Source organism: Synechococcus sp. H60.2, from assembly GCF_047462315.1.
GTDB lineage: Bacteria > Cyanobacteriota > Cyanobacteriia > Thermostichales > Thermostichaceae > Thermostichus.
Window position 1 is genome coordinate 17,737 of the sequence record NZ_JANSIZ010000009.1, and the last position, 22,881, is coordinate 40,617.

The 22,881-nt window shown below is 60.2% G+C and carries 21 protein-coding genes and 1 pseudogene; 14 read left to right on the top strand and 8 right to left on the bottom strand.

Features of this window, described 5'->3' with window-relative positions:
- Positions 1-77 precede the first annotated feature (77 nt).
- Positions 78-1,541, bottom strand: coding sequence for a cryptochrome/photolyase family protein (locus tag NW845_RS02520; protein ID WP_414376682.1), 1,464 nt, complete (start codon positions 1,539-1,541; stop codon positions 78-80).
- Positions 1,542-1,653: 112 nt separating this feature from the next.
- Positions 1,654-1,869 (bottom strand): hypothetical protein, encoded by a 216-nt coding sequence (locus NW845_RS02525; RefSeq protein WP_414347243.1) that lies wholly within the window; start codon positions 1,867-1,869, stop codon positions 1,654-1,656.
- A gap of 192 nt (positions 1,870-2,061) precedes the next feature.
- Between NW845_RS02525 and rbfA the strand changes: the two genes are divergently transcribed.
- From rbfA to NW845_RS02545, 4 genes and pseudogenes are all read left to right on the top strand, one after another.
- Positions 2,062-2,505 carry a 30S ribosome-binding factor RbfA gene (rbfA, locus tag NW845_RS02530; protein WP_414366319.1) on the top strand — a complete coding sequence of 148 codons (444 nt, stop codon included), beginning with the start codon at positions 2,062-2,064 and terminating at the stop codon, positions 2,503-2,505.
- Between the two features lie 159 nt (positions 2,506-2,664).
- The gene (locus NW845_RS02535; RefSeq protein ID WP_414376685.1) at positions 2,665-3,477 is read left to right on the top strand and encodes a pseudouridine synthase; all 813 of its coding nucleotides are present in this window, start codon (positions 2,665-2,667) and stop codon (positions 3,475-3,477) included.
- Between the two features lie 53 nt (positions 3,478-3,530).
- A pseudogene (locus tag NW845_RS02540) lies at positions 3,531-3,767 on the top strand (helix-turn-helix domain-containing protein); the annotation flags it as partial.
- 294 nt (positions 3,768-4,061) lie between these two features.
- The gene (locus NW845_RS02545; protein ID WP_414366333.1) at positions 4,062-4,418 is read left to right on the top strand and encodes a DUF4115 domain-containing protein; all 357 of its coding nucleotides are present in this window, start codon (positions 4,062-4,064) and stop codon (positions 4,416-4,418) included.
- A 22-nt stretch (positions 4,419-4,440) separates the two neighbouring features.
- On the opposite strand, the gene NW845_RS02550 is transcribed toward NW845_RS02545, so the two are convergent.
- The 3 genes from NW845_RS02550 to trxA all read right to left on the bottom strand — a co-directional run bounded on the left by NW845_RS02550 (position 4,441) and on the right by trxA (position 6,954).
- Positions 4,441-5,121, bottom strand: a complete 681-nt coding sequence (locus NW845_RS02550; protein ID WP_414366320.1) for a phosphoribosylanthranilate isomerase — start codon at positions 5,119-5,121, stop codon at positions 4,441-4,443.
- 15 nt (positions 5,122-5,136) lie between these two features.
- Positions 5,137-6,207, bottom strand: coding sequence for a TIGR00730 family Rossman fold protein (locus tag NW845_RS02555; protein WP_414376687.1), 1,071 nt, complete (start codon positions 6,205-6,207; stop codon positions 5,137-5,139).
- Positions 6,208-6,612: 405 nt separating this feature from the next.
- Positions 6,613-6,954 carry a thioredoxin gene (gene trxA / locus NW845_RS02560; RefSeq protein WP_414366323.1) on the bottom strand — a complete coding sequence of 114 codons (342 nt, stop codon included), beginning with the start codon at positions 6,952-6,954 and terminating at the stop codon, positions 6,613-6,615.
- Between the two features lie 189 nt (positions 6,955-7,143).
- On the opposite strand from trxA, the gene sixA reads away from it, so the two are divergent.
- From sixA to NW845_RS02585, 5 genes are all read left to right on the top strand, one after another.
- Positions 7,144-7,707, top strand: coding sequence for a phosphohistidine phosphatase SixA (sixA, locus tag NW845_RS02565; protein ID WP_414376689.1), 564 nt, complete (start codon positions 7,144-7,146; stop codon positions 7,705-7,707).
- A gap of 93 nt (positions 7,708-7,800) precedes the next feature.
- A complete protein-coding gene (locus NW845_RS02570) occupies positions 7,801-7,992 on the top strand; it encodes a hypothetical protein (protein WP_414366327.1) in 192 nt (63 codons plus the stop codon).
- A gap of 157 nt (positions 7,993-8,149) precedes the next feature.
- Positions 8,150-10,660 carry a DUF3656 domain-containing U32 family peptidase gene (locus NW845_RS02575; RefSeq protein ID WP_414376691.1) on the top strand — a complete coding sequence of 837 codons (2,511 nt, stop codon included), beginning with the start codon at positions 8,150-8,152 and terminating at the stop codon, positions 10,658-10,660.
- A gap of 51 nt (positions 10,661-10,711) precedes the next feature.
- A complete protein-coding gene (locus NW845_RS02580; RefSeq protein WP_414376693.1) occupies positions 10,712-11,422 on the top strand; it encodes a polysaccharide deacetylase family protein in 711 nt (236 codons plus the stop codon).
- A gap of 37 nt (positions 11,423-11,459) precedes the next feature.
- Positions 11,460-12,218 carry a PspA/IM30 family protein gene (locus tag NW845_RS02585; protein WP_414372426.1) on the top strand — a complete coding sequence of 253 codons (759 nt, stop codon included), beginning with the start codon at positions 11,460-11,462 and terminating at the stop codon, positions 12,216-12,218.
- An 81-nt stretch (positions 12,219-12,299) separates the two neighbouring features.
- Here NW845_RS02585 and secA read toward each other — a convergent pair whose 3' ends face one another.
- The gene (gene secA / locus NW845_RS02590; RefSeq protein WP_414365382.1) at positions 12,300-15,164 is read right to left on the bottom strand and encodes a preprotein translocase subunit SecA; all 2,865 of its coding nucleotides are present in this window, start codon (positions 15,162-15,164) and stop codon (positions 12,300-12,302) included.
- A gap of 150 nt (positions 15,165-15,314) precedes the next feature.
- Here secA and NW845_RS02595 point away from each other — a divergent pair, with 150 nt between their 5' ends.
- From NW845_RS02595 to NW845_RS02615, 5 genes are all read left to right on the top strand, one after another.
- Positions 15,315-15,647, top strand: a complete 333-nt coding sequence (locus NW845_RS02595) for a TatA/E family twin arginine-targeting protein translocase (RefSeq protein ID WP_414365376.1) — start codon at positions 15,315-15,317, stop codon at positions 15,645-15,647.
- 125 nt (positions 15,648-15,772) lie between these two features.
- Complete coding sequence (purU, locus tag NW845_RS02600; protein ID WP_414365374.1) at positions 15,773-16,621, top strand: formyltetrahydrofolate deformylase; 849 nt, start codon at positions 15,773-15,775, stop codon at positions 16,619-16,621.
- Between the two features lie 99 nt (positions 16,622-16,720).
- Complete coding sequence (gene ftsY, locus NW845_RS02605) at positions 16,721-18,169, top strand: signal recognition particle-docking protein FtsY (RefSeq protein WP_414376695.1); 1,449 nt, start codon at positions 16,721-16,723, stop codon at positions 18,167-18,169.
- A 12-nt stretch (positions 18,170-18,181) separates the two neighbouring features.
- Positions 18,182-19,813, top strand: a complete 1,632-nt coding sequence (locus NW845_RS02610; protein WP_414376697.1) for a DUF2254 family protein — start codon at positions 18,182-18,184, stop codon at positions 19,811-19,813.
- 260 nt (positions 19,814-20,073) lie between these two features.
- Entirely contained in the window at positions 20,074-21,780 is a 1,707-nt protein-coding gene (locus NW845_RS02615; RefSeq protein ID WP_414376699.1) for an ArnT family glycosyltransferase, read from the top strand.
- Positions 21,781-21,887: 107 nt separating this feature from the next.
- Here the strand turns inward: NW845_RS02615 and NW845_RS02620 are convergent, their stop codons facing one another.
- Together NW845_RS02620 and NW845_RS02625 are read right to left on the bottom strand one after the other, a co-directional pair.
- Positions 21,888-22,589: an MgtC/SapB family protein gene (locus NW845_RS02620; RefSeq protein WP_414365367.1), complete on the bottom strand. Its 702-nt coding sequence runs from the start codon at positions 22,587-22,589 to the stop codon at positions 21,888-21,890.
- A gap of 34 nt (positions 22,590-22,623) precedes the next feature.
- Positions 22,624-22,821: a hypothetical protein gene (locus tag NW845_RS02625; protein WP_414335072.1), complete on the bottom strand. Its 198-nt coding sequence runs from the start codon at positions 22,819-22,821 to the stop codon at positions 22,624-22,626.
- Positions 22,822-22,881: the final 60 nt, after the last annotated feature.

Genomic DNA, 22,881 nt, shown 5'->3' on the forward strand with positions numbered 1-22,881 from the left:
GAGGGGTTGGGGGTGAGGGAGTCCCTGAGGGAGAGGGGTTGGGGGTGAGGGAAGTCCTTGCCACGTCTTGTCCAGAGCTAGGAAAGAGTGGATAGTCTGCCCTGGGCCGGCTGAGAGTGCCTCTGCTGCACCGCCTGGTAGCGCCGCTTGAACTCCTGCTGCTGCACCTTGTGATCCACGATGGGATCCGGGTAGCCGCAGCGCCGCCGCTCCTGCAGGGCCCAGGATCCCTTGGGATCCTCCCCCACCCACAGCAAAGCCGGGGTATCTAGCCCCGCTAGCTCCGGCAGGTAGCGACGGATGTACTCCCCCTCCGGGTCGTAGCGGGCTGCCTGGGTGGCCGGGTTGAAGATGCGCAGTGGCCTGGGATCCGTACCCACACCGGCGCTCCACTGCCAGCCGCCGTTGTTGGCGGCCAGATCCCCGTCGACCAGCTTCTGCATAAAGTAGCGCTCTCCCCAGCGCCAGTCGATGAGCAGATCTTTGGTTAGAAAGCTGGCCACGATCATGCGGCAGCGGTTGTGCATCCAGCCGGTCTCGTTGAGCTGGCGCATGGCCGCATCTACGATGGGGTAGCCCGTCTCTCCGGCGCACCAGGCCTGAAACCAGTCCTGCCGGTTGTCCCACTCCAGCGCATCAAAAGCTCGCCGGTAGGCGCCGCTCTCCACGTAGGGCCAGTGGGCTAAGACATGCTTGTAAAACTCGCGCCAGCACAGCTCCTGCCGCCAAGTTTGCAGGCTGCTCTCGGCCTCTTCACTGCGCACCTCTGCTTCCACCTCCCGCGTAGCCTGCCACACCTGGCGAATGCCGATGGTTCCCCAGCACAGGTGGGGGCTGAGGAGAGAGGTGCCCTGTTCAGCCGGGAAATTGCGGGCCCGCTCATAGTCGAAAATGCGCAGGCCCTGACAAAAATCCTCCAGCAGCGCTTGGGCTGCCCTCTCGCCTGATGTCGGGATCCGCTGGTTGCAGACAAAGCCCAGATCCGCCAAGGTGGGCAGAGGTTGAGCTTTCAGGTTTGGCAGCCGCTGGAGCTCCTTGGGAATGGGGAAGGGATCCGGCTTGGGCAAGCTGGACCAGCGGCGCCAGAAAGGGGTAAAAACCGAGTAGGGCTCCCCCGCCTGGGTCAATACTTCCCCCGGCCCGTGCAGCAGCATATCTTGGTAAGAAAAAGACAGGATCCCGGCTGCCGTCAAGCTGGCCCGCACCTGACTCTCCTGCTGCCGGGCCAAGGGATCCAGATCCTCGTTCCAAAACACGGCCTGCGCCCCCAGCTCGGTGGCCAACTGCCGCAGCTCCACCGCCGGATCCCCCCGCCGCCAGAGGAGCGGGATCCCCATCTGGGCGTAGCGCTCCTGCAGCTCCTGTAACGCCTGAAGGAGAAACGCCACCCTGGCTGGGGCCATATCCGCCCGCTGCAAAACCTGCGGGTCGAAAACGAAAACCGGCACCACCTGGGAGCTGCGCTGCGCCGCCGCATGGAGGGCTGTGTTGTCCGCCAGCCGCAGATCGCGGCGATGCCAAATCAAAACCGGGGAAGTCATAGGCTACTGAGGAACGGGATCCCATCTTGGCCGGTTCCCACCACCCCTTTCAACTCATTCCCCCCTCCTGGACAGCCAGGAGCTAGACTATGAAGAACCTTAAAGGGCTCTGTCAAAGCTCTGGACGGTCGAGCAGCCGGCTGGGACAATAGCGGCAGCGTTCATCTGGCTTTTGTTGGCCATCGCTGTACCCCATTGCATACGCTGTATCCCCCAACATCACCACCAATTGAGTTAGCTTCAGGGAGAGCAAGGGGTCAAGCGGCTCTGTGACATTCAGCATAAACTGCTCAATGGAGCGCCGCAGGGCCTCTGGCGTCTTGATCATCACGTCTCCATCCATCCATCGATGGCTTTAGGTATTCATACTCAAGGCAAGGTGGACATGGATTCAAGATAAAGGTAGAAGAGAGAGATGCTCGTAGCATCGGCTACTGTTCTGGGGATCGAGCCGACGCGGACTCTGCTCCACACCGGCCAGAGCCGGTTTGCGGATGAGCGGTAACCTAGGTATCCAAAAATGGCGACAGCGCGACGGGTGGCACGGGTAGCCGAGCTGATCAAACGGGAGGTCAGCCAAATCCTGCTCTCGGAGATCAAAGATGACCGCGTGGGGGCGGGCATGGTCAGCATTGTGGATGTCGAGGTTTCCAATGACTTGCAAAATGCCCGCATCTTCGTCAGCATCTATGGCGATGAAGCGGCCCAGCAGCAGACCATGGAGGGGCTGGCCTCTGCCACTTCCTTCGTGCGGCGGGAAATCGGTCAGCGCCTCGGCCTGCGACGGGTGCCGACGGTGGTGTTTTTGCAGGATCGCTCTTTGGAGCGGGGATCCCGGGTTCTGGCCCTGCTTAACCAACTGAAACGGGACGCCGAAACTAAGCAGGAGGGATCCTCATCTAAGAACCAGGAAACGGTTGAAGAGGGCAGTGAGGGCGAAGCAGAGGAGTTGGGTAACCAATAGCTACACCGTTTTGTTAGCAGGCACTACCCGTCTCTCAGCTCTACAGGCCACAAACGGGCGGAAGCTTTGGTTTCCTGCCTAAACGGGCAACCCCTGCTGCCCCCCGACTCTGGCCATCTGCTTTTGCACTGCAAAGACTCTGCTCTAGTCCCCTTGCCTATGGCAGCACCCCAACGGCTCCAGAAACTTTTGGCTCAGCAGGGCTTGGCCTCCCGCCGCCAGGTGGAAGCTTGGATCCTAGCCGGACGCATTCGAGTCAATGGGAAGGTGGTCACCGAGCTGGGCTTTAAAGCCGATCCGGAACGGGATCGCGTCGAGGTGGATGGACGGGTGATCCTCTTCAGGGATCCGGCCCGCCACGTTTTGCTTCTGCACAAGCCCCTGGGAGTCTTGTCCACCTGTAGGGATCCCCTAGGACGCAAGACGGTGCTGGATTTGCTTCCCCCACCCTGGAACCGGCAGATCCGTCTTTACCCGGTGGGCCGATTGGACGCCGACAGCAGTGGGGCCCTGCTTCTGACTAACGACGGCGACCTGACGCTGAAGCTGACCCACCCGCGCTACCATCTGCCCAAGGCCTATCTTGTGCAGGTGCAGGGGCGCCCTAGCCAAGCCACTCTGCAACGGTGGCGGGAGGGCGTCGACTTGGATGGGTCTACCACTTTGCCGGCAGAGGTGGAGTTTTGTGATCCGCCCCCTTTTGGAAGAACCTCCCACTCCTCTTGGCTGAGGGTAGTCCTATTTGAAGGCCGCAACCGGCAAATTCGGCGGGTGGCCGAGCAGCTGGGCCATCCTGTGCTCAGCTTACACCGGGAGGCGATTGGCCCGCTGCGTCTAGGCAACCTAAAGCCAGGTCAGTTTCGCCTGTTGCAGCCGCAGGAGGTTCAGGCTTTGCTAGCCCCGTTTGCGGTCACTAACGGCTCAGCTCTGTCCAGAAGCGCCTCTTTTCACTCCTCCTCTCCCTCTTCATAATCTTTAGCGGGGGGAACTTTGTGCCCATCCTCTCTTTTGCAGGTAGCCAAACGATGCAAGAGTCGGAACGCTCTAAGGACTCTGTCCCGCCAACGGGATTGGAAGCCCTGGGATCCCTGTTGCGGCAAACACGGGAGGCACGGGGGCTGACGTTGACAGATGTAGCCAACGATACCTTCATCCGCTCCCAATATCTGCAGGCCCTGGAGGAAGCCGACTTGAGCCGGTTGCCGGAGCCGGTCTATGTGCAAGGCTTCCTCAAGCGCTATGCCAACTATCTGGGGCTGGATGGCGAGGCTTTATCTCGGCAAGCTTTGCCACTCCTATCTGCCAAAACGCCCCATGCGCTCCCTCCTCTTACTGCTGTTGGCGAACAGCTGGGCTTTGCCCTGCGCCCCTTTCACCTTTGGGCCGCCTATGTGGTGCTGGTCGTGCTGGCGGTGGGAGGGCTGTCGGCTCTTTTGGACGGCACCGGCAACCCCTTTGGGCATTGGCTGGCCAGCAGGTCAAGCGGCGAGGGATCCCAGTCGCAGCCGCAAGCAGCTAACTCCCCTGGGCGCAGCCCAGAACCGACCCTTCGCCAGATGTTTCCCACGCTGGATCAGTGGACGCGCATCCAGGGGGTTTTCCCTGACGTGTTGGAGGCCCATACGGAGGGGACGCGGCGCAAGCCGGTGCGCCTTGATATTCGCGTGGTAGAGCGTCCCTCCTGGCTACGAGTCATCGCCGATGGAAAAACCGTTTTTGAGGCCACCCTGCAGCCGGGGGCAGAGCTGAACTGGGAAGCCGAGCGATCAATTGTGCTGCGTACCGGCAATGCCGGCGGGGTGTTGGTGACCTTCAACGACCGCCATCTGGGGGTGATGGGAAGGTTTGGAGAGGTGAAAGAGCTGATGTTTGAGCCGGGGCTAGATATTCAATCCTTCCAATCCTTGCAATAGGGATCCGGCTCCGCCGGAGGGGCTAAAGGCCTTGATTGGGTTGAGGTAGGGCAGAAGCGATTTGCCACCCTTGGGATCCCAACTGCTGCAGCAGACGCCGGACTTTGTCCAGATCTTTGTCGCCCGGTTGGTGCTCGACGCCGCTGGAGAGATCAATGCCGCTAGGCTGGAGGTAGCTGAGGGCCTGCAGAACATTGTCTGGGGTGAGGCCACCGGCCAGCAGCCAGGGCAGGGGCAGGGAGCGGTGGGCCAACTCTGGCCAGTTGAGGGTTTGCCCAGTGCCACCTGCCCGCTGTGGGTGATAGGCGTCCAGAAGCAGAGCCTCCACACAGTCGCCGTAGAGGTGGGCTGCCTCCAGATCTGCCGGCTGGCGAATGCGCAGGGCCTTGATGCGGCGAATGCCGGGGAGCCATTCTCCCAGTTGCCGGCACTCTTCTGGCGATTCCTGGCCGTGGAGCTGAACAGCCGTGAGGCCGCCCACTTCCACCCAGGTGGCAATCGTACGGGGATCCTGATCCACAAAGACCCCCACCTTTTCCACATGTCCGGGCAGGGATCCCAGCCAGCGCGCTGCCGAGAGAGGCAAATAGCGCGGCGTGTTGGGCACTGCGATAAACCCAAGAGCGCTCACCCCCAGCGCAGCGATAGCCTCCGCTTGATCCTGGCGAGTGATGCCGCAGATTTTGACAAACAACCGGCCCATTGGGACGACAATCCCCTACTTTTGGTCGGGGCGCATTTGCAGACGATCCGGCTGTGCTGGATGAAGCGTGTTGATCCGGCGCACCATTTGCCACAGCCGCCCAAAGTTGCGTTGGTTAAAATGCATCACCAGCCTTGGCAAATGGGCAATCTCTTCCTCTGCTTCTTCCGGCAAAGCCTCAGTTTGCTCGATTCGGCCCGAGTCGAGAATGTCGGCAAACTCTTCGTTTAAGATATCCAGAGCCTGGGGCGAGAGCTTGGCATTCAAGCGCAAAACCAGCAGTTCCCGCACATAGCGATTGCTGTGAAAGATGCGATAAAAATCGACGATCTGCTGGCAGGCATCCCCTACATCGTCAGTTAAGGTGTATAAGAAGAGATCTTCTGGGCTGATCAGGCCGCGGCTGAGTAGATGCTCCCGCACATATTCATCCCATTCTTTCCAGTAGCAACCGCCCTTCTTGTCCACCAGCACCAAGGGCATGAGCTTGGTTTTACCGGTTTGCATCAAGGTCAGACATTCAAAAGCCTCATCCTGCGTACCAAAGCCACCGGGGAAAAGCACCAGCGCATCGGTTTCTTTGACAAAAAAGAGCTTGCGTGAAAAGAAATACTTAAAGTTAATGACCCGATCGCTGGCAGCAATCACAGGATTGGCCATCTGCTCGAAGGGAAGCTGGATATTCAGCCCAAACGAGTTTTCCAGCCCTGCCCCCCGATTGCCGGCTTCCATGATTCCACTGCCGCCCCCCGTCAGCACCATGAACCCTCGCTGGCTGATGCAGTGGGCGAACAACTGTGCCTGTCGGTATTCCGGGCTGTCCGGCCCTACCCGTGCCGACCCAAAAACTGTTACCTTGCGCTGATGGACATAGTTCTGGAAGGCCGCAAACCCCTGCTCTAGATCCTCAAGCGTGGCCGCCAGGATCTTGGCGTCCAGGCGGCTGAGATTCAGAGATCCCATCCGCTGCAGTGACTGCAAAATGCGCAGCCAAGCCGTCCGGTTGGGGTGATACTCCAACTGCTTCAGACGAGTCTCAGCGTTGGAGAAAATCTCCTGGAGAAGAGAAGAAAGGGAATCAGCCAAGCCAGGATCCAGAGTTCTCTGTTATTACTTTACTGCAATAGACTATCGACGGTAAACGAACCCCGGCACTCATCTTCGTTGAGTCAACGCAAAATGGCTTACACCACGCTGCGCGAGCCGATAGAGTGCGGGCTTCACGCTTCACAGACTTGTTGGTACAGAGGTCTCAGAGTGCCACTGCCATGGGATCCACGGTGGGAAACTCTCCAGAGATTTAACTTGTTCTCCTCACTTGTAGCACAAGCAGCTGTTACCCCGACACTAATTGGCTCTTGAGTTAACACAATTCACCAATCAATACAGTGCGGGGCTTGCCGCCGATTAAGCTAAATGCTACTTAGGCTTTACTCCCGAATCCAGACGTAGCGCTCTGAAGCACTGACAGTCGCTCCTCCTGCCCGGATCTTAGCCCTCAGCAGGCGTGTCAAAGTGCTTCTCCAGAATTGTGGTTAGAGTTGCCTTAGGCACAGCGCCGACCACCACATCTACCTTCTGGCCTCCCTTGAAGAGCATCAAGGTGGGAATGCTGCGAATGCCATACTGGCTGGCAGTTTGGGGATTCTCGTCCGTATTGATTTTCACGACCTTAACCTTGCCGGCATACTGCTCGGCTATCTCCTGAACCACAGGAGCTACCATCCGGCATGGGCCACACCAGGGCGCCCAAAAATCCACCAAGACTGGGATATCGCTACGCAGCACCTCTGCCTCAAAGGTAGCATCAGCAACATCTATTGCTGCAGACATGCTTGGAGAACTCCTGAAACAGTACGTACCCGTCACTCAGAGCGATCCTATCATAACTTTCTGGGCTTCTGTTCTAGGCCGCAGCAGGCACCTACAATTTTTGCCAGAGGGTTGGGCTGAACAGGCGAGCTTTTCCCAACCTGAGCGGGGTATTCTGGAGTGGAAGAGGGAGAAAGCGTGCAGGCGCCGATGGCATTTGAGCTCGGGCCAGAAGGAGGCAATCAGGCTGCAGCCGAGAAGCGGACTGCCGTCCAGGAAGTAGCTGTGGATTTTATTCGCCACGGCATAGCCGAAGAAGCACAAGCGGGAGTGGAGGACGCTTTCCGCGCCTTGACCGACGAGGGACGCAAGCGCTGCCGCAAAATTGCCCGCCAACTCAAGGATATGGGTTGGAAGTGGGATCTCCTGCTCACCAGCCCCCTTGTGAGGGCGCGGCAGACGGCGGAGATTTTTTTTCACGAGAACTTGGCCGAAGCTCTAGAAGTGTTTGAGCCGCTGGCCCCGGACGGCAGCTTCACCGACCTGGTGCGCTGGCAGGCGGAGCGGGATCCCTTCACGTCTCTGGCCTTGGTCGGCCACCAGCCGGATCTGAGCCTGTGGATACAGGCAGCTATTGGCCTACTGCCGACCAATCCCCAGGCTATTACCCTCAAAAAGGCAGGCTTGGCCCAGGTGCGCTTTGCAGAAGGCCGTATCGACTATTGCCAGGGATCCCTGACGTTGTTGCTTTCTCCCAAAGTGATATTGCGCTGACTCTGCCCTACCTGATGTAGCCGTGCGAACGTGGCAGCTAGCGTTAACTTTTGTTAAGGTGGTGCAAACCCCAGCCGTAGGGAGCATTTCACGATGGCCAAGATCTTCACCCCTGAATTCAACCAGTTTGAGACCATCAACGCCACTCAGGCGTGGTCTTTGTTTTTTACCATTAGCACTTCTGACCGGCTCCTGGGCGAAGACCCGACTGTTGGCCGCTACATTACGCTAGCCCTGTTCAGTGCCATCCTCAGCGGGATCCTGAATGTGCTGCTGGCGTCCTAGTGGGCGGACAGCCTGTGGTTTTCTGAGACCTTGGTCTTTTGCGTTGTTAAGAGCCCGCTGGCAGTGACGGCTTGGCCTGAGGCAAGGGGGATCCTGCTCTCAGGTTTTTTGCTTTTGAATGGGAAAGGATCCCTTGTTTTTTCTCTGGGTTCTTCTCATGAGCGCTTCTGAGATGGGTTCCGTAGAAACCGGACGTCTGGCGGCGGCCTTGCCCGCCGAGCTGCCGTTGCTGCTGGCGCCGGCGGGGGACTGGGAGTGTGCCAAGGCGGCGGTGGAAAACGGAGCCGATGCCATCTATTTCGGGCTGGAACGGTTTAATGCCCGCATGCGCGCCCGCAACTTCACCGAGGCGGATTTGCCGGAGCTGATGGCCTGGCTGCACCAGCGCGGGGTGCGGGGCTACGTAACTTTAAATACCTTGGTCTTTCCTGAGGAGCTGGAGGAGGCGGAACGGTACATCCGCGCCATGACGGCAGCAGGGGTGGACGCTGTCATTGTGCAGGATGTCGGCATTGCCCGGCTGGTTCGGCATCTTTCTCCCGATTTCCCCCTCCACGCCTCGACGCAGATGACCATTACCAGTGGCGTGGGAGCCGAGTTTGCCGCCGAGCTGGGCTGTGAGGTGGTGGTGCTGTCGCGGGAGTGTTCCCTTAAGGAAATAGCCAAGATCCGCGCCCATCTGGAAGAGAAGGGATCCCCAATTGCTCTGGAGGTGTTTGTCCATGGGGCCCTCTGCGTGGCCTATTCCGGGCAATGTCTAACCAGCGAGGCGCTGGGGGGACGTTCGGCCAACCGCGGAGAATGTGCCCAGGCCTGCCGCCTGCCTTACGAGCTGGTGGTAGACGGGATCCGGCGTGATCTCGGGGAGAAGCGGTATCTGCTCAGCCCCCAGGATTTGGCCGGGCTGGAGGTGCTGCCGGAGCTGGTCAAGTTGGGGATCCACTGCCTAAAAATTGAGGGCCGCCTGAAATCGCCGGAATATGTAGCCAATGTAACGCGCATCTATCGGCGGGCCTTGGACGCCTTGGGGGCAGGGCAGGCGTGGCAGCCCTCAACTCAGGAGTGGTATGAGCTGGAGATGAGCTTTTCCCGCGGGCTGTATACCGGCTGGCTGCGGGGCATCAACAACCAAGAGCTGGTGCATGCCCGTTTTGGCAAAAAGCGGGGGGTTTACTTAGGGCAGGTGCTGGGGATTCAAGGGGAGCGGGTGGGGGTACGCCTAGAAGCCCCCATCAAGGCGGGGGATGGTGTGGTGTTTGACCAGGGGGAGCCGGAGCTGCCGGAGCAGGGGGGGCGAGTCTACCGTGTGCAAGAGCAGCAGGGGTTGGCCTGGCTTTGCTTTGCTCCGGGGGCAATTGACTGCAAACGCCTACGGGTGGGGGATCGCCTCTGGAAAACCAGTGACCCAGAGCTGGAGAAACGCCTGCGCCAGAGCTACGCCGGGGATCAGCCCCGCTTCCGACGCCCCGTTCACCTGGAAGTCCACGGCCAGGCCGGCCTGCCCCTGACGCTGATTTTGCGGGATGAAGAGGGCCACACAGTGCGGGTGGACTCCCCTGTGCCCTTGCAGCCTGCCCACCACCAACCCCTCACCGACGAGAAGCTGCAACAGCAACTGGGCCGCCTAGGGGGCACGCCCTTTCGCCTGGGATCCCTGCACAATGCCCTGGAGGGAGAAGTGATGCTGCCGCTGAGCGTCCTCAACCAGATGCGGCGCCAGGCAGTGGAGCAGTTGCAGGCGCTGCGGGCCCGGCCCCGCCGCTGGCACTTTAACCCTAACGCCCACTGGCAAGACCTGCTGCCCCCCCCAGAGCAAGCCGAGCCGGGATCGCCCCAGCTTGTGGTCTTGGTGCGGGAGCCGGAGCAGTTGCCGGCAGTGATTGCCTGTGGCATCCGCCAGATCTACCTGGAGTTGGAGGATCCCCGCCGCTACCGGGAAGTTATCCGCGCTACCAAAGCTGCCCACCCCGAGGTGGAGCTGTGGGTGGCCCCGCCCCGCATTACCAAGCCGGGAGAAAGCTGGATCCTCAAACAGGTGTTGGCAGCAGGAGCCGATGGCTATCTGGTGCGCAACTACGACCACCTGCGCTTTTTTGCCAACCAGCGCTGCATCGGCGATTTTTCCTTGAACGTGGCTAACCCCATCACCGCCCACTATTTCAAAAGCCGCTACCCCTTGGAGCGCCTGACGGCCTCCTATGACCTCAACCACGAGCAACTGGGATCCCTGCTGCAAGCTGGCCCCGCCCACTGGTACGAGGTTACCATCCACCAGCACATGCCCCTGTTTCACATGGAGCACTGCGTCTTCTGCGCCTTTTTGTCGAGCGGCACGGATTACACCAATTGTGGCCGCCCCTGCGAAAAACACGAGGTAAAGCTAAGGGACAGGGCTAATGTTGAGCACATTTTGAAAGCTGACGCTGGCTGCCGCAACACCCTCTACAATGGCAAAGCCCAAACTGGGGCCGAATATGTGCCGCGGCTACTGGCACTGGGGCTGCGCTATCTGCGCATCGAGTTCCTCCAGGAGTCTCCTGCGGAGATCCAACAAACTCTGCGTTGTTACCAGCAACTCCTTCAGGGCCAGATGAGCGGCTCTCAACTGTGGCGCCAGCTGAAGCTCCACAGCCAGCTAGGGGTAACGCGCGGTTCTCTGGAAAGTTGACAAGGGACGGCGCGGCCAAGCGCAATCCAAAAAGTGACGGGATCCCGGTCCATGCTCTTTTCGCCTCAGCAGATACTCCCCTCCGCCCTCTACCCCCTCCTGCACCAGGGCCTGAAAACTCTTTTCCCGGAGGCTCTCTGGGAGCTGCCGGCGGATCCCTCTAGACAGCAAGTGGCCCTTACCTTTGACGACGGCCCCCACCCGCAGCACACGCCAGCTCTGTTGCAGGTTTTACAGGAGTTTCAGGTGCCGGCCACCTTCTTTGTGTTGGGGGAACGGGTGCAGCGCTGGCCCCACCTGGCCCGGCAAATCCGCCAACAGGGCCACGGGATTGGTCTGCACGGCTGGCAGCATCACTCCTTTACCCAGCTCAGCCGCAGCGAATTGCACAACAGCTTGCGGCGCAGCCAAGCCGCCCTGGTGGCTGCCTGCGGCGGGATCCCAGAAGAATATCGGGCTGTGCGTCCCCCTAACGGACTGTTTTGGCCGCAAACGCTGGTGGATCTGCGCCGCTGGGGATTTTTTCCGGTGATGTGGAGCGTGGTGCCCGAAGATTGGCTGGAACCACCAGTTGCCCTGGTAGTAGAGCGGGTGCTGGCCCAGGTGCGGCCTGGCTCTCTAATTGTGCTCCACGATGGCGCCCAGGGAGGATCTCAAGTAGCCAAGGTGACGCGCCACTTGATCCCGGCCTTGAGAGAGGAGGGGTTTGACTTTGTCAGCCTGCCGGATCCTGGAGACCTTCCCAGTTGCGGAAAAGATTGAATACAGTAGGAGTCAGCTATCGAGCAGGGGGCAAGCTATGGGCGTGCGCAAGATCATCTACGGCATTTTTGGGCAGCGGGCCGGCAGCGTTATCGTCGGTACTTGGAACTGGCTGTGGGGGATCCCTGTGGACAAGGGTGGCACAGGGGCGGTGAAGGTAGCAGAAGAATCGCTACGGGCCATGCAAGAGACCGTGCAGCGTCTGACCGAAGCCGTCGCCACCCAAGTAGCTGCCTACCAGCGGGCCGAGCAAAAGTACATGCAAAAGGTGCGGGAGTACCAAGCGCTGGAGAATAAGGCTCGCCTGGCCATGCAGCGAGGGGATCAAGAGGCCGCCCGCCTGGCCATGGCGGAAGCGCTGCGCATTGAGGCGGTTCTCGGCCCGCTCAAAGAGAACGTGGAAACAGCGGAGCGCTACGTTACCGCTGCCAAGCAAAAGCTGGCCCGGGAAAAAGAGCGGCTGGCGGCCTACAAGAGCGAGCTGAGCAACCTCAAAGACATCAACGAGGTAAACCAAGCTCTTGAGCAGATGACTCGCGTCAACAACGCCTACAACATCGACTCGGCCAAGTCCCAATTCGAGGCGGCCAAAAATGCCATCCAAGCTCGCCAGCTCAAGACCCGCGCCATGAGCGAGCTCTCCGAGGATCGCAGCGAGCAACTTGCCGCCCAACTGGATGAAATGGCCATGGACGACGAAGTCTCTCGCCGGCTGGCCATGCTCACTGGCCAGGGGGGCAGCTCCGCCAATCTCCCCTTGCCGGATCTGGATTTCGAGAAGCGGCTTCCCCAATAGTGGGGATCCCTTCTGGCTATTGCCCCGCCTTGTCGGGTCTTTTCCTTCGCTGGGGTGTCGTTCCCGGGGGAGAGGGTCAACTTAGTCCTCGGCGAAATCGGCTTCCACCACCCCGCCGGTCTCGGGGCTGGCAGCCACTGCCTGCGCCGGCACAGCTTGTGCCACCTGTGGCACTTGCACGATCTGGGGCGTGAAGACAAACAAGTTGTACACCGTGTTGCGGCGGATGTTGTCCATCATCTCCAGGAACAGCTCATAGCCCTCGTTCTTGTACTCGATGAGGGGATCCCGTTGGCCATAGCCGCGCAGGCCCACCGCTTCCCGCAGCGCCTCCATCTGCTGTAGGTGCTCCCGCCAGAGGGTGTCTACCTGTTGCAACAGGAAGAAGCGCTCCGCCTTGCGCATCAAGCCTGGCTCAAACGTATCCAAGAAAGCTTCTTTGGCCTCGTAGGCTAGCTCTGCCTGCTTGATCAGGTGGTTCAAGATCTGTTCGTAGGAGAGATCCCGCAAGTCGTCGGCCTTGAGATTCTCTTTGAGCAGGGGGATGAACTCCTGCATCTTGGCGGTCAGCTTATCGATTTCCCACTCTTCCGGCGGCAGCTCCGGGTTGACGTGAGCCCGCACGATCTCTTCGACAGTCTTGCGCACGTAGTCCAGGATCTTGGGTTTGAGGTTCTCCCCTTCCAGGATGCGCCGCCGCTCCGAGTAGATGGCCCGCCGCTGGTTGTTCATCACCTCGTCGTACTCAAACACCTGTTTGCGCAGGTCGAAGTAATACACTTCCACCTTGCGCTGGGCGTTCTCCAAGCTACTGGAAAGCAGCGGGTGCTCGATGGGCATGTCCTCATCCACCCGGAACATATCCATCAGCTTGGCCACCCGCTCGCCGCCGAAGATCTTGAGCAGGTTATCTTCCAGGCTGAGGAAAAACCGCGAGGAGCCGGGATCCCCTTGCCGTCCGGCGCGGCCCCGCAACTGGTTGTCGATGCGACGGGACTCGTGGCGCTCCGTGCCGATCACGTGCAGGCCGCCCAGCCGCACCACTTCCTCGTGCTCGGCCTCGGTTACCTTTTCGTACTCGGCCTTGATGCTGTTGTAGACCTCCCGCAGTTGCAAAATCAGCGGATCCTGCACTGGCGCCTTCTCCGAGGCCACCGCGATGAGATCTTCCACCACCAGCTCCGGCAGGCGGTTCAACCCATACTTGGCCACCGCCGCCGCCACCACCTCGTCTAGAGCCTGACTAGTGCGGGGTGACAGCTCACAGGGGTAAAAGTTGGGAGAGACCACCGTCCAGGATTTTTTCGGCTTGGGCGAGGTTCCGCCAAACCCTTGCCCACCGCCCCGTCCTACCATGGGAACGGATCCCAGCGGGTTGTCGGCGTCCAGTTGCACCAGCTTGGGCATCAGCCGTTCCCGCAGCTTGAGGCGGGCCATGTACTCCGCATTGCCGCCCAAGATAATGTCCGTGCCGCGCCCGGCCATGTTGGTAGCAATGGTTACAGCACCTTTGCGCCCCGCCTGGGCGATGATCTCCGCTTCCCGCTCCACGTTCTCCGGCTTGGCGTTGAGGAGGTTGTGCGGGATCCCCATTTCCTTGAGCATGGCCGAGAGGCGTTCGGATTTCTCCACGCTGGTGGTTCCCACCAAAACAGGGCGCCCCTGGGCGTGCATGTGGGCAATTTCCTCGGCGACCGCTTTCCACTTGGCGTTTTCGGTCTTGTACACCAAGTCGGGGGCGTCTTTTCGGCGAATGGGCCGGTTGGTGGGGATCACCGTGACTTCTAGGTTGTAGGTTTTGCTGAACTCGGCTTCCTCGGTGCGGGCGGTGCCTGTCATGCCGGAGAGCTTAGGGTATAGCAGGAAGAGGTTTTGGTAGGTGATGGTGGCCAGGGTTTGGCTCTCGTTTTGAATCGGCACCCCCTCCTTGGCCTCCACCGCCTGGTGCAGCCCGTCTGACCAGCGGCGACCAGGGAGCACCCGCCCAGTGAACTCGTCTACGATCACCACCTCTTGGTTGCGGACGATGTAGTGGACATCCCGGATGAAGAGCTCCTTGGCCTTCACCGCATTAAAGACAAAATGCGCCCAGGGATCCTTGGGATCGAACAAGTCGGAGACCCCTAGCAACCGCTCGGCGGCTTCAAAACCTTCGTCGGTGAGGATGACGTTGCGGGCTTTTTCATCCACTTCGTAGTGCTCGTCCCGGATCAGCTCCCGCGCCACCTGGGCCGCCTTGAGGTACTTTTCGGAGGGACGGGCCATCTGGCCGGAGATGATCAGGGGAGTGCGGGCCTCGTCGATGAGGATGGAGTCCACCTCGTCGATGATGCAGTAGTTAAAGGGCCGCTGCATCACCTCTTTGATGTCGGTGGCCATGTTGTCCCGCAGGTAGTCAAAGCCCAACTCGCTGTTGGTGCAGTAGGTAATGTCGCAGTGGTAGCTGCGCCGCTTCTCGTCGCTGGACATGCCCTCTTGCACCAGGCCAACCGTTAGGCCCAGGAAGCGGTGCACCTGCCCCATCCACTCCGAGTCCCGCCGGGCCAAGTAGCCGTTGACAGTAACGATGTGAACCCCTTTCCCGGTTAAGCCGTTTAAGTAGGCAGGCAGGGTGGCAACCAGGGTTTTCCCCTCGCCGGTTTTCATCTCGGCAATCTGCCCTTCGTGCAGCACCATGCCGCCGATGAGCTGCACATCGTAGTGGCGCAAGTTGAGAACCCGCTTGGCCGCTTCCCGCACCACCGCAAACGCCTCGGGCAGGAGATCGTCGAGGGACTCCCCTCTATCCAAGCGCTGGCGAAACTCGGTGGTCTTGGCCCTGAGCTCCGCATCGGAAAGGGAGGCGATCTCAATCTCCAGCGAGTTAATCAGCTTGACGACAGGGAGGTACTGTCGGATCTTGCGATCGTTGGGATCCCCGAAGAGTTTCTGGAGGGCTTGGAGCATGGGCGAGCCTAGGCCAATAGAACGGGTATAGCGCAATTTTATCATTCCCCTCCCATTGTCTTGGGCGGCTAGAGCTTTGGCAGGAGGGAGGTGCTTGCGGCCAAGGGCAAGAAGATGTCAGGCTAGGGAAGCAAAGGGATCCTACGGCTTATGAATTTCTTGGGCATTGGGCTGCCAGAAATGCTCGTTATCTTTGCAGTGGCCCTCTTGGTGTTTGGGCCGCGCAAGCTGCCAGAGGTGGGTCGTGCCTTAGCTAAAACCTTGCGCAGCCTACAGGATGCTGCTAGGGAGTTTGAGGCGCAGTTAAGTCAGGAGGCCCAGGAGCTGGAAAAAGCTGCCCGCGCCTCTGCTCCCCAGACAGCAGTTGCAGCTTCACCCAAAACCAACCCCGTCGCCACCGCCGAGGCAGCTGCAAAACCCGTAGCTGCGGCAGAGCCTGGGGCCCCTGCGGACAACAACCCACCGACAGCAGATGCTGCCTAGCTTCCTCGCTTCGGCCTGGAGATCCCCTGCCTTTTTGGACAGGGGCAGCCATACCTCGCTCCAGGGATGGAGGCTGCTGTCCCGCTTGCTCTTGGTTCAAATCCTAGGGTAGAAGGGCTGACTTTATGCCCACGGCCACTTTGTTGGTCTCTTGTCCCGATCAAAAAGGGCTGGTAGCCAAGCTCTCCAACTTCATCTACAGCTACGACGGCAACATTCTTCACGCCGACCACCACACGGATCTCGAGGCAGGGCTGTTCCTGAGCCGCATCGAGTGGGATTTGGAGGGCTTTCGGCTGGAACGGTCGGAGATCGTCCCCGCTTTCTCCGGCATTGCCCGTGGTATCCAGGCCAACTGGGAGCTGCATTTTTCTGACACCCGCCGGCACATTGCCGTGTGGGCCAGCAAGCAGCCCCACTGTCTGTTGGATCTGATCTGGCGCCAGAGGGCTGGGGAGCTGCCGGCGGAGATCCCTTTGATCATCAGCAACCACCCCGACTTGGAGCCGCTGGCCCGCTCCTTCGGCATCGACTACTATCACATCCCCGTTTCTCCGGAGAACAAGGCCGAGGCAGAGGCCCGCCAGCTTGCCTTGCTCCAGGAGTATCGCATTGACTTGGTGGTGTTGGCCAAATACATGCAGGTCTTAAGTGGGTGGCTGCTCCGCCAGGCGCCGCCGGTGATCAACATTCACCACTCCACCCTGCCTGCTTTTGCCGGTGCCAACCCCTACCAGCGCGCCCACCAGCGGGGCGTCAAGATCATCGGCGCCACTGCCCACTACGCCACCGAGGAGCTGGACGAGGGGCCAATCATCGAGCAGGACGTGGTGCGGGTGAGTCACCGCGACACAGTAGCCGACCTCATTCGCAAGGGCCGCGACATGGAGCGCCTAGTCCTGGCCCGGGCCGTGCGCTATCACCTGGAAAATCGCGTGCTGGTCTACCACAACAAGACGGTGGTGTTCGCTTAGGGGAGCCGTGCCGTTCCAAGGGATCCCTTCCTCAGCAGGGCGGCGCTCCAGAAAGAGAACTGCTCTGCCAAACTGGAAAACAAGAGTAGAGGTGGGATTATGGCCTTCGATTGGTTTCGCCGTCGCTACACCGACTCCAAGGGTGGAGCAGAATCCTCTCCCCAAGACCCTGAGTTGGTGGCCCCCCCAGCGCCAGAGCCGGCAGCCATGTCGCCAGAGGACTACTTGGCCTTTGCCAAGGCTGCCTATGCCAACCTAAAGGCGCGGGCTGCAGCCCAAGCCACTCAAGCAGAGGTTGTCTCCCCAGCCGCCCCAGCGCCAGAATCGCCTGCAAGCGACGGATCCCAGCCCTCTGCTCCAGAGGCGGCAGCAACTGAGGCGGTCTCTCCCACCTCGCCCCCTGTCCAGCCGGCTGCTGCACCTTCCTTTTTTGATCTGGCTCCCCGTGCTGCCGAGCGCCTGCAGGCCCTAGAAGCCACTGCTGTGGAGGAGCCAGAGCCGGTGGCCACAACCGTGGCCGCCCCGCCCCCAGAGCCGGCGGCGGAAGAGCTGGTTTTCGACGAGGGCTTTCGCTGGTCAGCCGAGATCCTGGCGGCCCAAGGGCGCAAACCCGAAGAGATCTCCGTAGAAGAGATCTCCTGGCTGCAAAAGCTGCGGCGAAGTCTAGGCAAAACCCGCCTTAACCTCATCAACCAGCTAAAAGCCTTAGTGGGCCGCGGCCCTCTCGACCAGGATGCCGTCGAGGAAATTGAGGCAATGTTGCTGCAGGCGGATGTGGGGGTTGAGGCCACTGAGCAGATCATTCAGGCCCTGCAAAAACGCCTGCGCGAAGAGGTGGTGCCCCCAGAGGAGGCGGTGAAGTACCTCAAGCAGCAGATGCGGCAGATGCTGACAGTAGGGGATCCCACCTTTGCGCCGCAGCGGGGCACGCTCAACATTTGGCTGATCGTAGGCGTAAATGGGGTGGGCAAGACCACCACCATCGGCAAAATTGCCCATGTGGCCCGTGAGTCTGGCTACCAGTGTCTAATTGCTGCCGCCGATACCTTCCGCGCTGCCGCTGTGGAGCAGCTCAAGATCTGGGCGGAACGCGCCGGGGTGGAGGTGATTGCCAACCCGTCCCCCAATGCCGACCCAGCGGCGGTGGTGTTTGATGCCATCACGGCTGCCAAGGCCAGAGGCACCGAGTTGCTGCTGGTGGATACAGCAGGCCGGCTACAAAACAAGAAAAACCTGATGGAGGAGCTGGCCAAGATCCGCCGCATCATCGACAAGAAAGCTCCCGAAGCCAAGGTGGAAAGCCTCTTAGTTTTGGATGCCACCCAAGGGCAAAACGGCCTGCGCCAGGCCCAGGTGTTTGCCGAAGTGGCCAAGCTAACCGGTGTCATCCTCACCAAGCTGGACAGCACCGCCAAAGGGGGGATTGCCCTGGCCATTACCCAGCAGATGCACTTGCCCATCCGCTTTATTGGTGCCGGCGAGGGGCTAGAGGATCTGCGACCTTTTTCCAGCTATGAGTTTGTGGAAGCTCTTCTAAGCGAGTATTGAACCCCCCTGGCCATGCGTCGCCGTCAACTTCTGCCCTGGAGCGCTGCAGTGGTGGCGGCTGGACTGTTGTGGGCTTGGGGCGGATCCCACTGGCTCCAGGCGGGCATGGAGCTGACGCTGGCCAGGCCAATTCAAGATCCAGGAGCACTGCAGGAATTTGTTGCCACCTTGGCCCAGGTGCTGTCGGGGGTGCTGGGCTTCACCCTCTCGGTGGTGGCCATTGTGGTGCAGTTGAGCGCGGATCGCTTTACCCCCAAGGTTACCGAGCTATTTTTGCGCGAGAAGGTCAACTTCTACCTGTTCTTTTTTCTCATCCTGGCCAATGTGGTCAGTTTGTGGAGCTCGATGGCCCTTGGTTTCTTCGACAATCCAAGACTGCTGATCGGGCTTAATTTGCTGCTGGGCACGGCCTCGTTTTTGCTACTGATCCCCTACTTTCGCTTTGTGTTTCACTTCCTGCAGCCAACTTCGATTGTCCGCCGCATCGAACAGCAGGCACAGCAGGCGATTCTCAGATCTCTGGCTTCCCGGCCTGCCCAGTTCCTACTTGCCAGACGACCTTTGGGCCCCGAGCAGGCCTGCCCCTCTGCGCCAGAGCCTTACTCGACAGCCCAGCAGCGCTGCCTGGCGGCTCTAGATGAGATCAAAACCATCGCCACCAGTGCTCTGCATCAGCAGGAGGGGGTTATCCTTCTAGAGGCCTTGGATAGCCTGAAGGCCCTGTGGCTATTCTATGCCGAGCACAAGGCGCACCTGCCCTGCTCCTGGTTTCTCCTGACCCCCGCGCTGCGGCGGGATCCCGACTTTGCCTCGGTGGATGAGCGGCTATTGAGCCAGATCGAGGCGGAGGGATCCTGGCTGGAGCTGAAGATCCTGCGGCAGTATCAGGCTCTGTTTGCCGAGGGGCTAAATGGCATGCGCCAGGTGAGCACCCTGGTAGCTATCCACACACGGGATCTGGGGATCCGGGCTCTGCAAAGCCAACAGCTTCGGCTTGTGGAGTGGGTAATCAAGTTTTTCAACACCTACCTACGGGCCGTCATCAACGCACGAGATATCCGCAGCGGCTACAACCTGCTCAAGCAGTACCGTCTGCTGGCCGAGGCTGCTTTGCGCCAGCGGCAGCCGGCACTGGTTTTGCAGATAGTCAGCCATTTTCGCTACTACAGCCTGGTGGCCTACAAGGCCGGCCTCTTTTTCCTCTGCGAAACCTTTGGCTTTGACCTGGGCGTTTTGGCCCAACTGAGCTGTGCGCTGCAAGCGGAAACAACAGAGGCCATCCTGCAGGTCTTGTTGCGCCTAGATCAAGACCCGGAAAGCGAGCAGCAGGAAGCCACCCTACGCGGGATCCGCAAAACCCAAGTCCGCTTGGCAGCCTATTTCCTCAGTTGTGGCCGGGAGGATTGGGCGAGGCTGATCTATCAGGACATGCAGCACGAGCCCTTGGCCCGCCTTCAGATTATCCGCCAGGAGCTGCTCTCTACGGCGGCAGAGTTTTGGGAATTTACCGACCGGGGGGAGAACTTCTACTACCTGGAGCCCGCCCTGCAACCCTATGCCGAGCAGTTTTTTGGCTGGTTCCAGGAACTGACCTCACTGGTAGATGGGCTAGAGAGTACCTCTGGATCCCTGGAGCTTCCGTGAGCTATCCGCGCTTATGCCGACCCAGAGAAGGTGGGGGCTTAAGAGTTCTGTTCCGCTGGCGAGTCGGCAAGCCAATCACGGCTGGTTTACCCACAGACCCACAAGTGCCCTCACCTTCGCAGCGTTAAAGTCTGCGTCTTTTTGCTAGCCTCAACCGGCATTACCGACAGAGGACAGGGCTCCTACGGATTTTGGCTGGAAAAAGGCCAGATCTCCTTCGGTAGCGTCTAGTCTGGTTAGAGCTGCCACTTGCTGCCGTCATGCGTCCTTCCGGCAACCCCAACCGTCTAAGCAGTGCTTCTTTTGTCCAGTTTCGCCGCGACCCAAACCTGCTGTCCTTTTGGGGCCTGAGCCTGTGGATCACGGGCCTGGCAGTGCCGCTGTTTGTGCTTTCGGGGGCGGATCCCAGCTTGGCTGGCTGTGACGAGAGCTTTTATGCCCAGATGGCCCGCGAGCTGCTGCGGGGAGGCAACTGGCTGGGGCCAACTTTTCTGGGGGAGCCCTTTTTTGAAAAACCTCCCCTGCTCACCTGGAGTGTGGCCCTTAGCTTTGCCCTCTACGGCGTAAACGAGTGGGCGGCGCGGCTGCCCGGGATCCTAGCGGCTCTGCTTTCTATTCCCCTCATTGGCTGGATTGGGCGGGCCTTTTTGCCAACCCGGGCGGCCCTGCTGGGCATGGCGGTTTTACCCCTCTGCTACCTCTGGGTGCAGCAGGGACGGCTGGTGGGGCAGGACGTGCCTCTAACCTGCCTAGAGCTCTTGGGGATCCTGGCCCTAGTCAACGGCAGCCGCGGCCACCGGCGCTGGTTTTGGTTGGTGGGGATAGCCTTTGGGCTGGGCCTCTTGATGAAGAGTGCCATGATCCTGCTGCCGGCGGTTGCTTTGATCCCCTACCTGTGGCAGCAGCGGCGGCATTGGCTGGGATCCAGCTCTTTTTGGCTGGGGATGTTGCTAGGCTTGGGGATCTTTGGCCTCTGGCTGGTGCCGGCTATGGGGGTGTATGGCGCAAAGGTGCTGGCCACCTTGGTGGGGAAGGTGTGGGAGCTGGGGCGAGAGCCCTTCCATGCCGATGCCACTGGCTGGTACTACTTTTGGCACCTCCCGCTCCACGGCTTCCCTTGGACGGTTTTGGCCTTGGTAGGAGGCTGGCTGCTGCTGCGGCAAAAGCCGGGATCCACCCTGCTGGTTTGGTCTTTCCCCCTGCTGTTGCTTTTGCTCTTGCAGCTCTACCCCACCAAAACGCCCTACTACACGGTACAGCTCTATCCCTGGCTGGCTCTCCTGGCAGGGGTGGCCCTGGATCAAGCTCTGCCGTTTCCGCTCCGCACCGGCTCGGTGGCAACAGCGGGACGAGGTTCTTTGCGGGACAGGCCCCACCTGGCCCAGGTGCTCTCCTGGGGGCTGGCGGCGGTGGGGACCCTGCTTTTGGGTTTGGGAGTGGCCGTCAGGCGGGACGTCGAGGGACTGGAGCTGCTCCAACCCCACGCCTGGTCGTTCGTGGCCATTGGTCTGTTGTATCTGCTCTTGCCGGCAATCTGGAGCTGGCGGCGGGTGCTGCACTATGCTGGTGAACTCTGGGTGGGTACGCTCCTAGCTGCCAGCATCCTCACCATGGTCAGCATTGTTCTGCGGCCTGACTTTGGCAATTTCAATCCCGCCTTCGCTCAGATGGACTGGAAACAGATGCTGGGCTCTGCCGACTCCGATTTTCCCGTGGTAGACATTGGCCGCAGCGGCCTGCCGGATGTCTGTCAAGCCCAGGCCCTTGCCTTCTACACCCCTAACCCCGGGCGATGGGTGGATAACCAGGCCCTACGGGCAGGGGAACATGGGGATTACCTCTGGGTCTCCCCTGTCCAAGCTCAGCAGCTATCGCTCCAGGAGCTGGGGCTACAGCCTTTGGCTGAGGTGGAGGGCTGGCAACTGGCGCGTCGCCTGGATCGAGCTGCCGGGGGGTCTTCTCCCTAGCGAAATCCTCGCCGAGGCTTTGAGGCTGATCTATCTGAGAGCCTGCCCCGGTTGGTGGTGATGTCTTCCCTCTCCTATAAGGAGGGAAGCTAGGAGGGAAGGCTCAACTATCCAAACTCCTGTTCGATGATCCGCCAGCGGGCGGTCATCACCCCTGGTTCGAGGCTGAGGCGGCTGACAACCTGTTCTAGAGCCTGGTCATCGCGGGTTTGAGTAACCAGCTCCGCTTCGACTTTAACGAGGTCGGGCTTGTTCTCCAGATCTTCGCTGTAGAGAGCTCGCAATTTGAGATGGGAAGGGGCTATGCCCTGCAGCAGCAGAGCGCGCAGGTGGGCTTCCGCATGGCTTTTGCAAATAAATGAACACTCATAGACCAGTTCCAGTTCTGTGCCTTTGAGGGGCTGCTGGTTGATGCGGTAGCCCAGGGGGCGCAGCAGAATATTGGAAATCAGCACAGCTCCTGCCCCAATAGCGGCTTGGGGAATATACCCCGCCCCGGCAAAGGCTCCCACGGCAGCCGCACACCAGATGGTGGCAGCGGTGTTCAAGCCGCGCACGCTGGCCCCTTCTTTGAGGATGACGCCCCCGGCCAAAAAGCCGATCCCCGACACCACCTGGGCAGCAATGCGGGTCGGGCTGCTTTCATCAGGAGTGAGAACTGAGAGCATGACAAACAAGGCTGAACCGGTGGCCACCAAGGTGTTGGTGCGCAGGCCGGCCATGCGCTGCCGCCACTGTCGCTCCAACCCGATGAGGGATCCCAAAATAAAAGCAACCGTTAGGCGGAAGGTGAAGTCGATCCAGGTCATAGGTCAGGCTCCAGTTCTCGTGGAGGAGTGAGGGCTAGCCGGCTACATCTGGGATCCCAAGGGCTTTGGCCGCCTGTTCCAGAGCCTGCCAGAGGGTTTCCAGTTGAGCAAAGGCCACTTCTGGGGCCAGCTTACCACCTGTTTCTAAAGCGCAGGTTATGCTGACTCGATGGGCGTAGCGCTGCAGCAGCAACCGGAACTGAGCTGTGGTGGAAGGAGCTTTCAAGGTCATGGCACACCTCCTGAACGAATAATCGGATTCAATCTCAAACCAGCTCCCCCAGGCCGGGGG

Excerpts from the sequence above, each read along its gene's own strand:
- ftsY (WP_414376695.1), top strand. The coding sequence starts at position 16,721 with ATGGCCTTCGATTGGTTTCGCCGTCGCTACACCGACTCCAAGGGTGGA.
- NW845_RS02520 (WP_414376682.1), bottom strand. The coding sequence starts at position 1,541 with ATGACTTCCCCGGTTTTGATTTGGCATCGCCGCGATCTGCGGCTGGCG.
- sixA (WP_414376689.1), top strand. The coding sequence starts at position 7,144 with ATGGCATTTGAGCTCGGGCCAGAAGGAGGCAATCAGGCTGCAGCCGAG.
- NW845_RS02620 (WP_414365367.1), bottom strand. The coding sequence starts at position 22,589 with ATGACCTGGATCGACTTCACCTTCCGCCTAACGGTTGCTTTTATTTTG.
- NW845_RS02570 (WP_414366327.1), top strand. The coding sequence starts at position 7,801 with ATGGCCAAGATCTTCACCCCTGAATTCAACCAGTTTGAGACCATCAAC.
- NW845_RS02545 (WP_414366333.1), top strand. The coding sequence starts at position 4,062 with ATGTTTCCCACGCTGGATCAGTGGACGCGCATCCAGGGGGTTTTCCCT.
- NW845_RS02625 (WP_414335072.1), bottom strand. The coding sequence starts at position 22,821 with ATGACCTTGAAAGCTCCTTCCACCACAGCTCAGTTCCGGTTGCTGCTG.
- purU (WP_414365374.1), top strand. The coding sequence starts at position 15,773 with ATGCCCACGGCCACTTTGTTGGTCTCTTGTCCCGATCAAAAAGGGCTG.
- secA (WP_414365382.1), bottom strand. The coding sequence starts at position 15,164 with ATGCTCCAAGCCCTCCAGAAACTCTTCGGGGATCCCAACGATCGCAAG.
- NW845_RS02535 (WP_414376685.1), top strand. The coding sequence starts at position 2,665 with ATGGCAGCACCCCAACGGCTCCAGAAACTTTTGGCTCAGCAGGGCTTG.
- trxA (WP_414366323.1), bottom strand. The coding sequence starts at position 6,954 with ATGTCTGCAGCAATAGATGTTGCTGATGCTACCTTTGAGGCAGAGGTG.
- rbfA (WP_414366319.1), top strand. The coding sequence starts at position 2,062 with ATGGCGACAGCGCGACGGGTGGCACGGGTAGCCGAGCTGATCAAACGG.
- NW845_RS02580 (WP_414376693.1), top strand. The coding sequence starts at position 10,712 with ATGCTCTTTTCGCCTCAGCAGATACTCCCCTCCGCCCTCTACCCCCTC.
- NW845_RS02615 (WP_414376699.1), top strand. The coding sequence starts at position 20,074 with ATGCGTCCTTCCGGCAACCCCAACCGTCTAAGCAGTGCTTCTTTTGTC.
- NW845_RS02525 (WP_414347243.1), bottom strand. The coding sequence starts at position 1,869 with ATGATCAAGACGCCAGAGGCCCTGCGGCGCTCCATTGAGCAGTTTATG.
- NW845_RS02550 (WP_414366320.1), bottom strand. The coding sequence starts at position 5,121 with ATGGGCCGGTTGTTTGTCAAAATCTGCGGCATCACTCGCCAGGATCAA.
- NW845_RS02595 (WP_414365376.1), top strand. The coding sequence starts at position 15,315 with ATGAATTTCTTGGGCATTGGGCTGCCAGAAATGCTCGTTATCTTTGCA.
- NW845_RS02610 (WP_414376697.1), top strand. The coding sequence starts at position 18,182 with ATGCGTCGCCGTCAACTTCTGCCCTGGAGCGCTGCAGTGGTGGCGGCT.
- NW845_RS02585 (WP_414372426.1), top strand. The coding sequence starts at position 11,460 with ATGGGCGTGCGCAAGATCATCTACGGCATTTTTGGGCAGCGGGCCGGC.
- NW845_RS02575 (WP_414376691.1), top strand. The coding sequence starts at position 8,150 with ATGAGCGCTTCTGAGATGGGTTCCGTAGAAACCGGACGTCTGGCGGCG.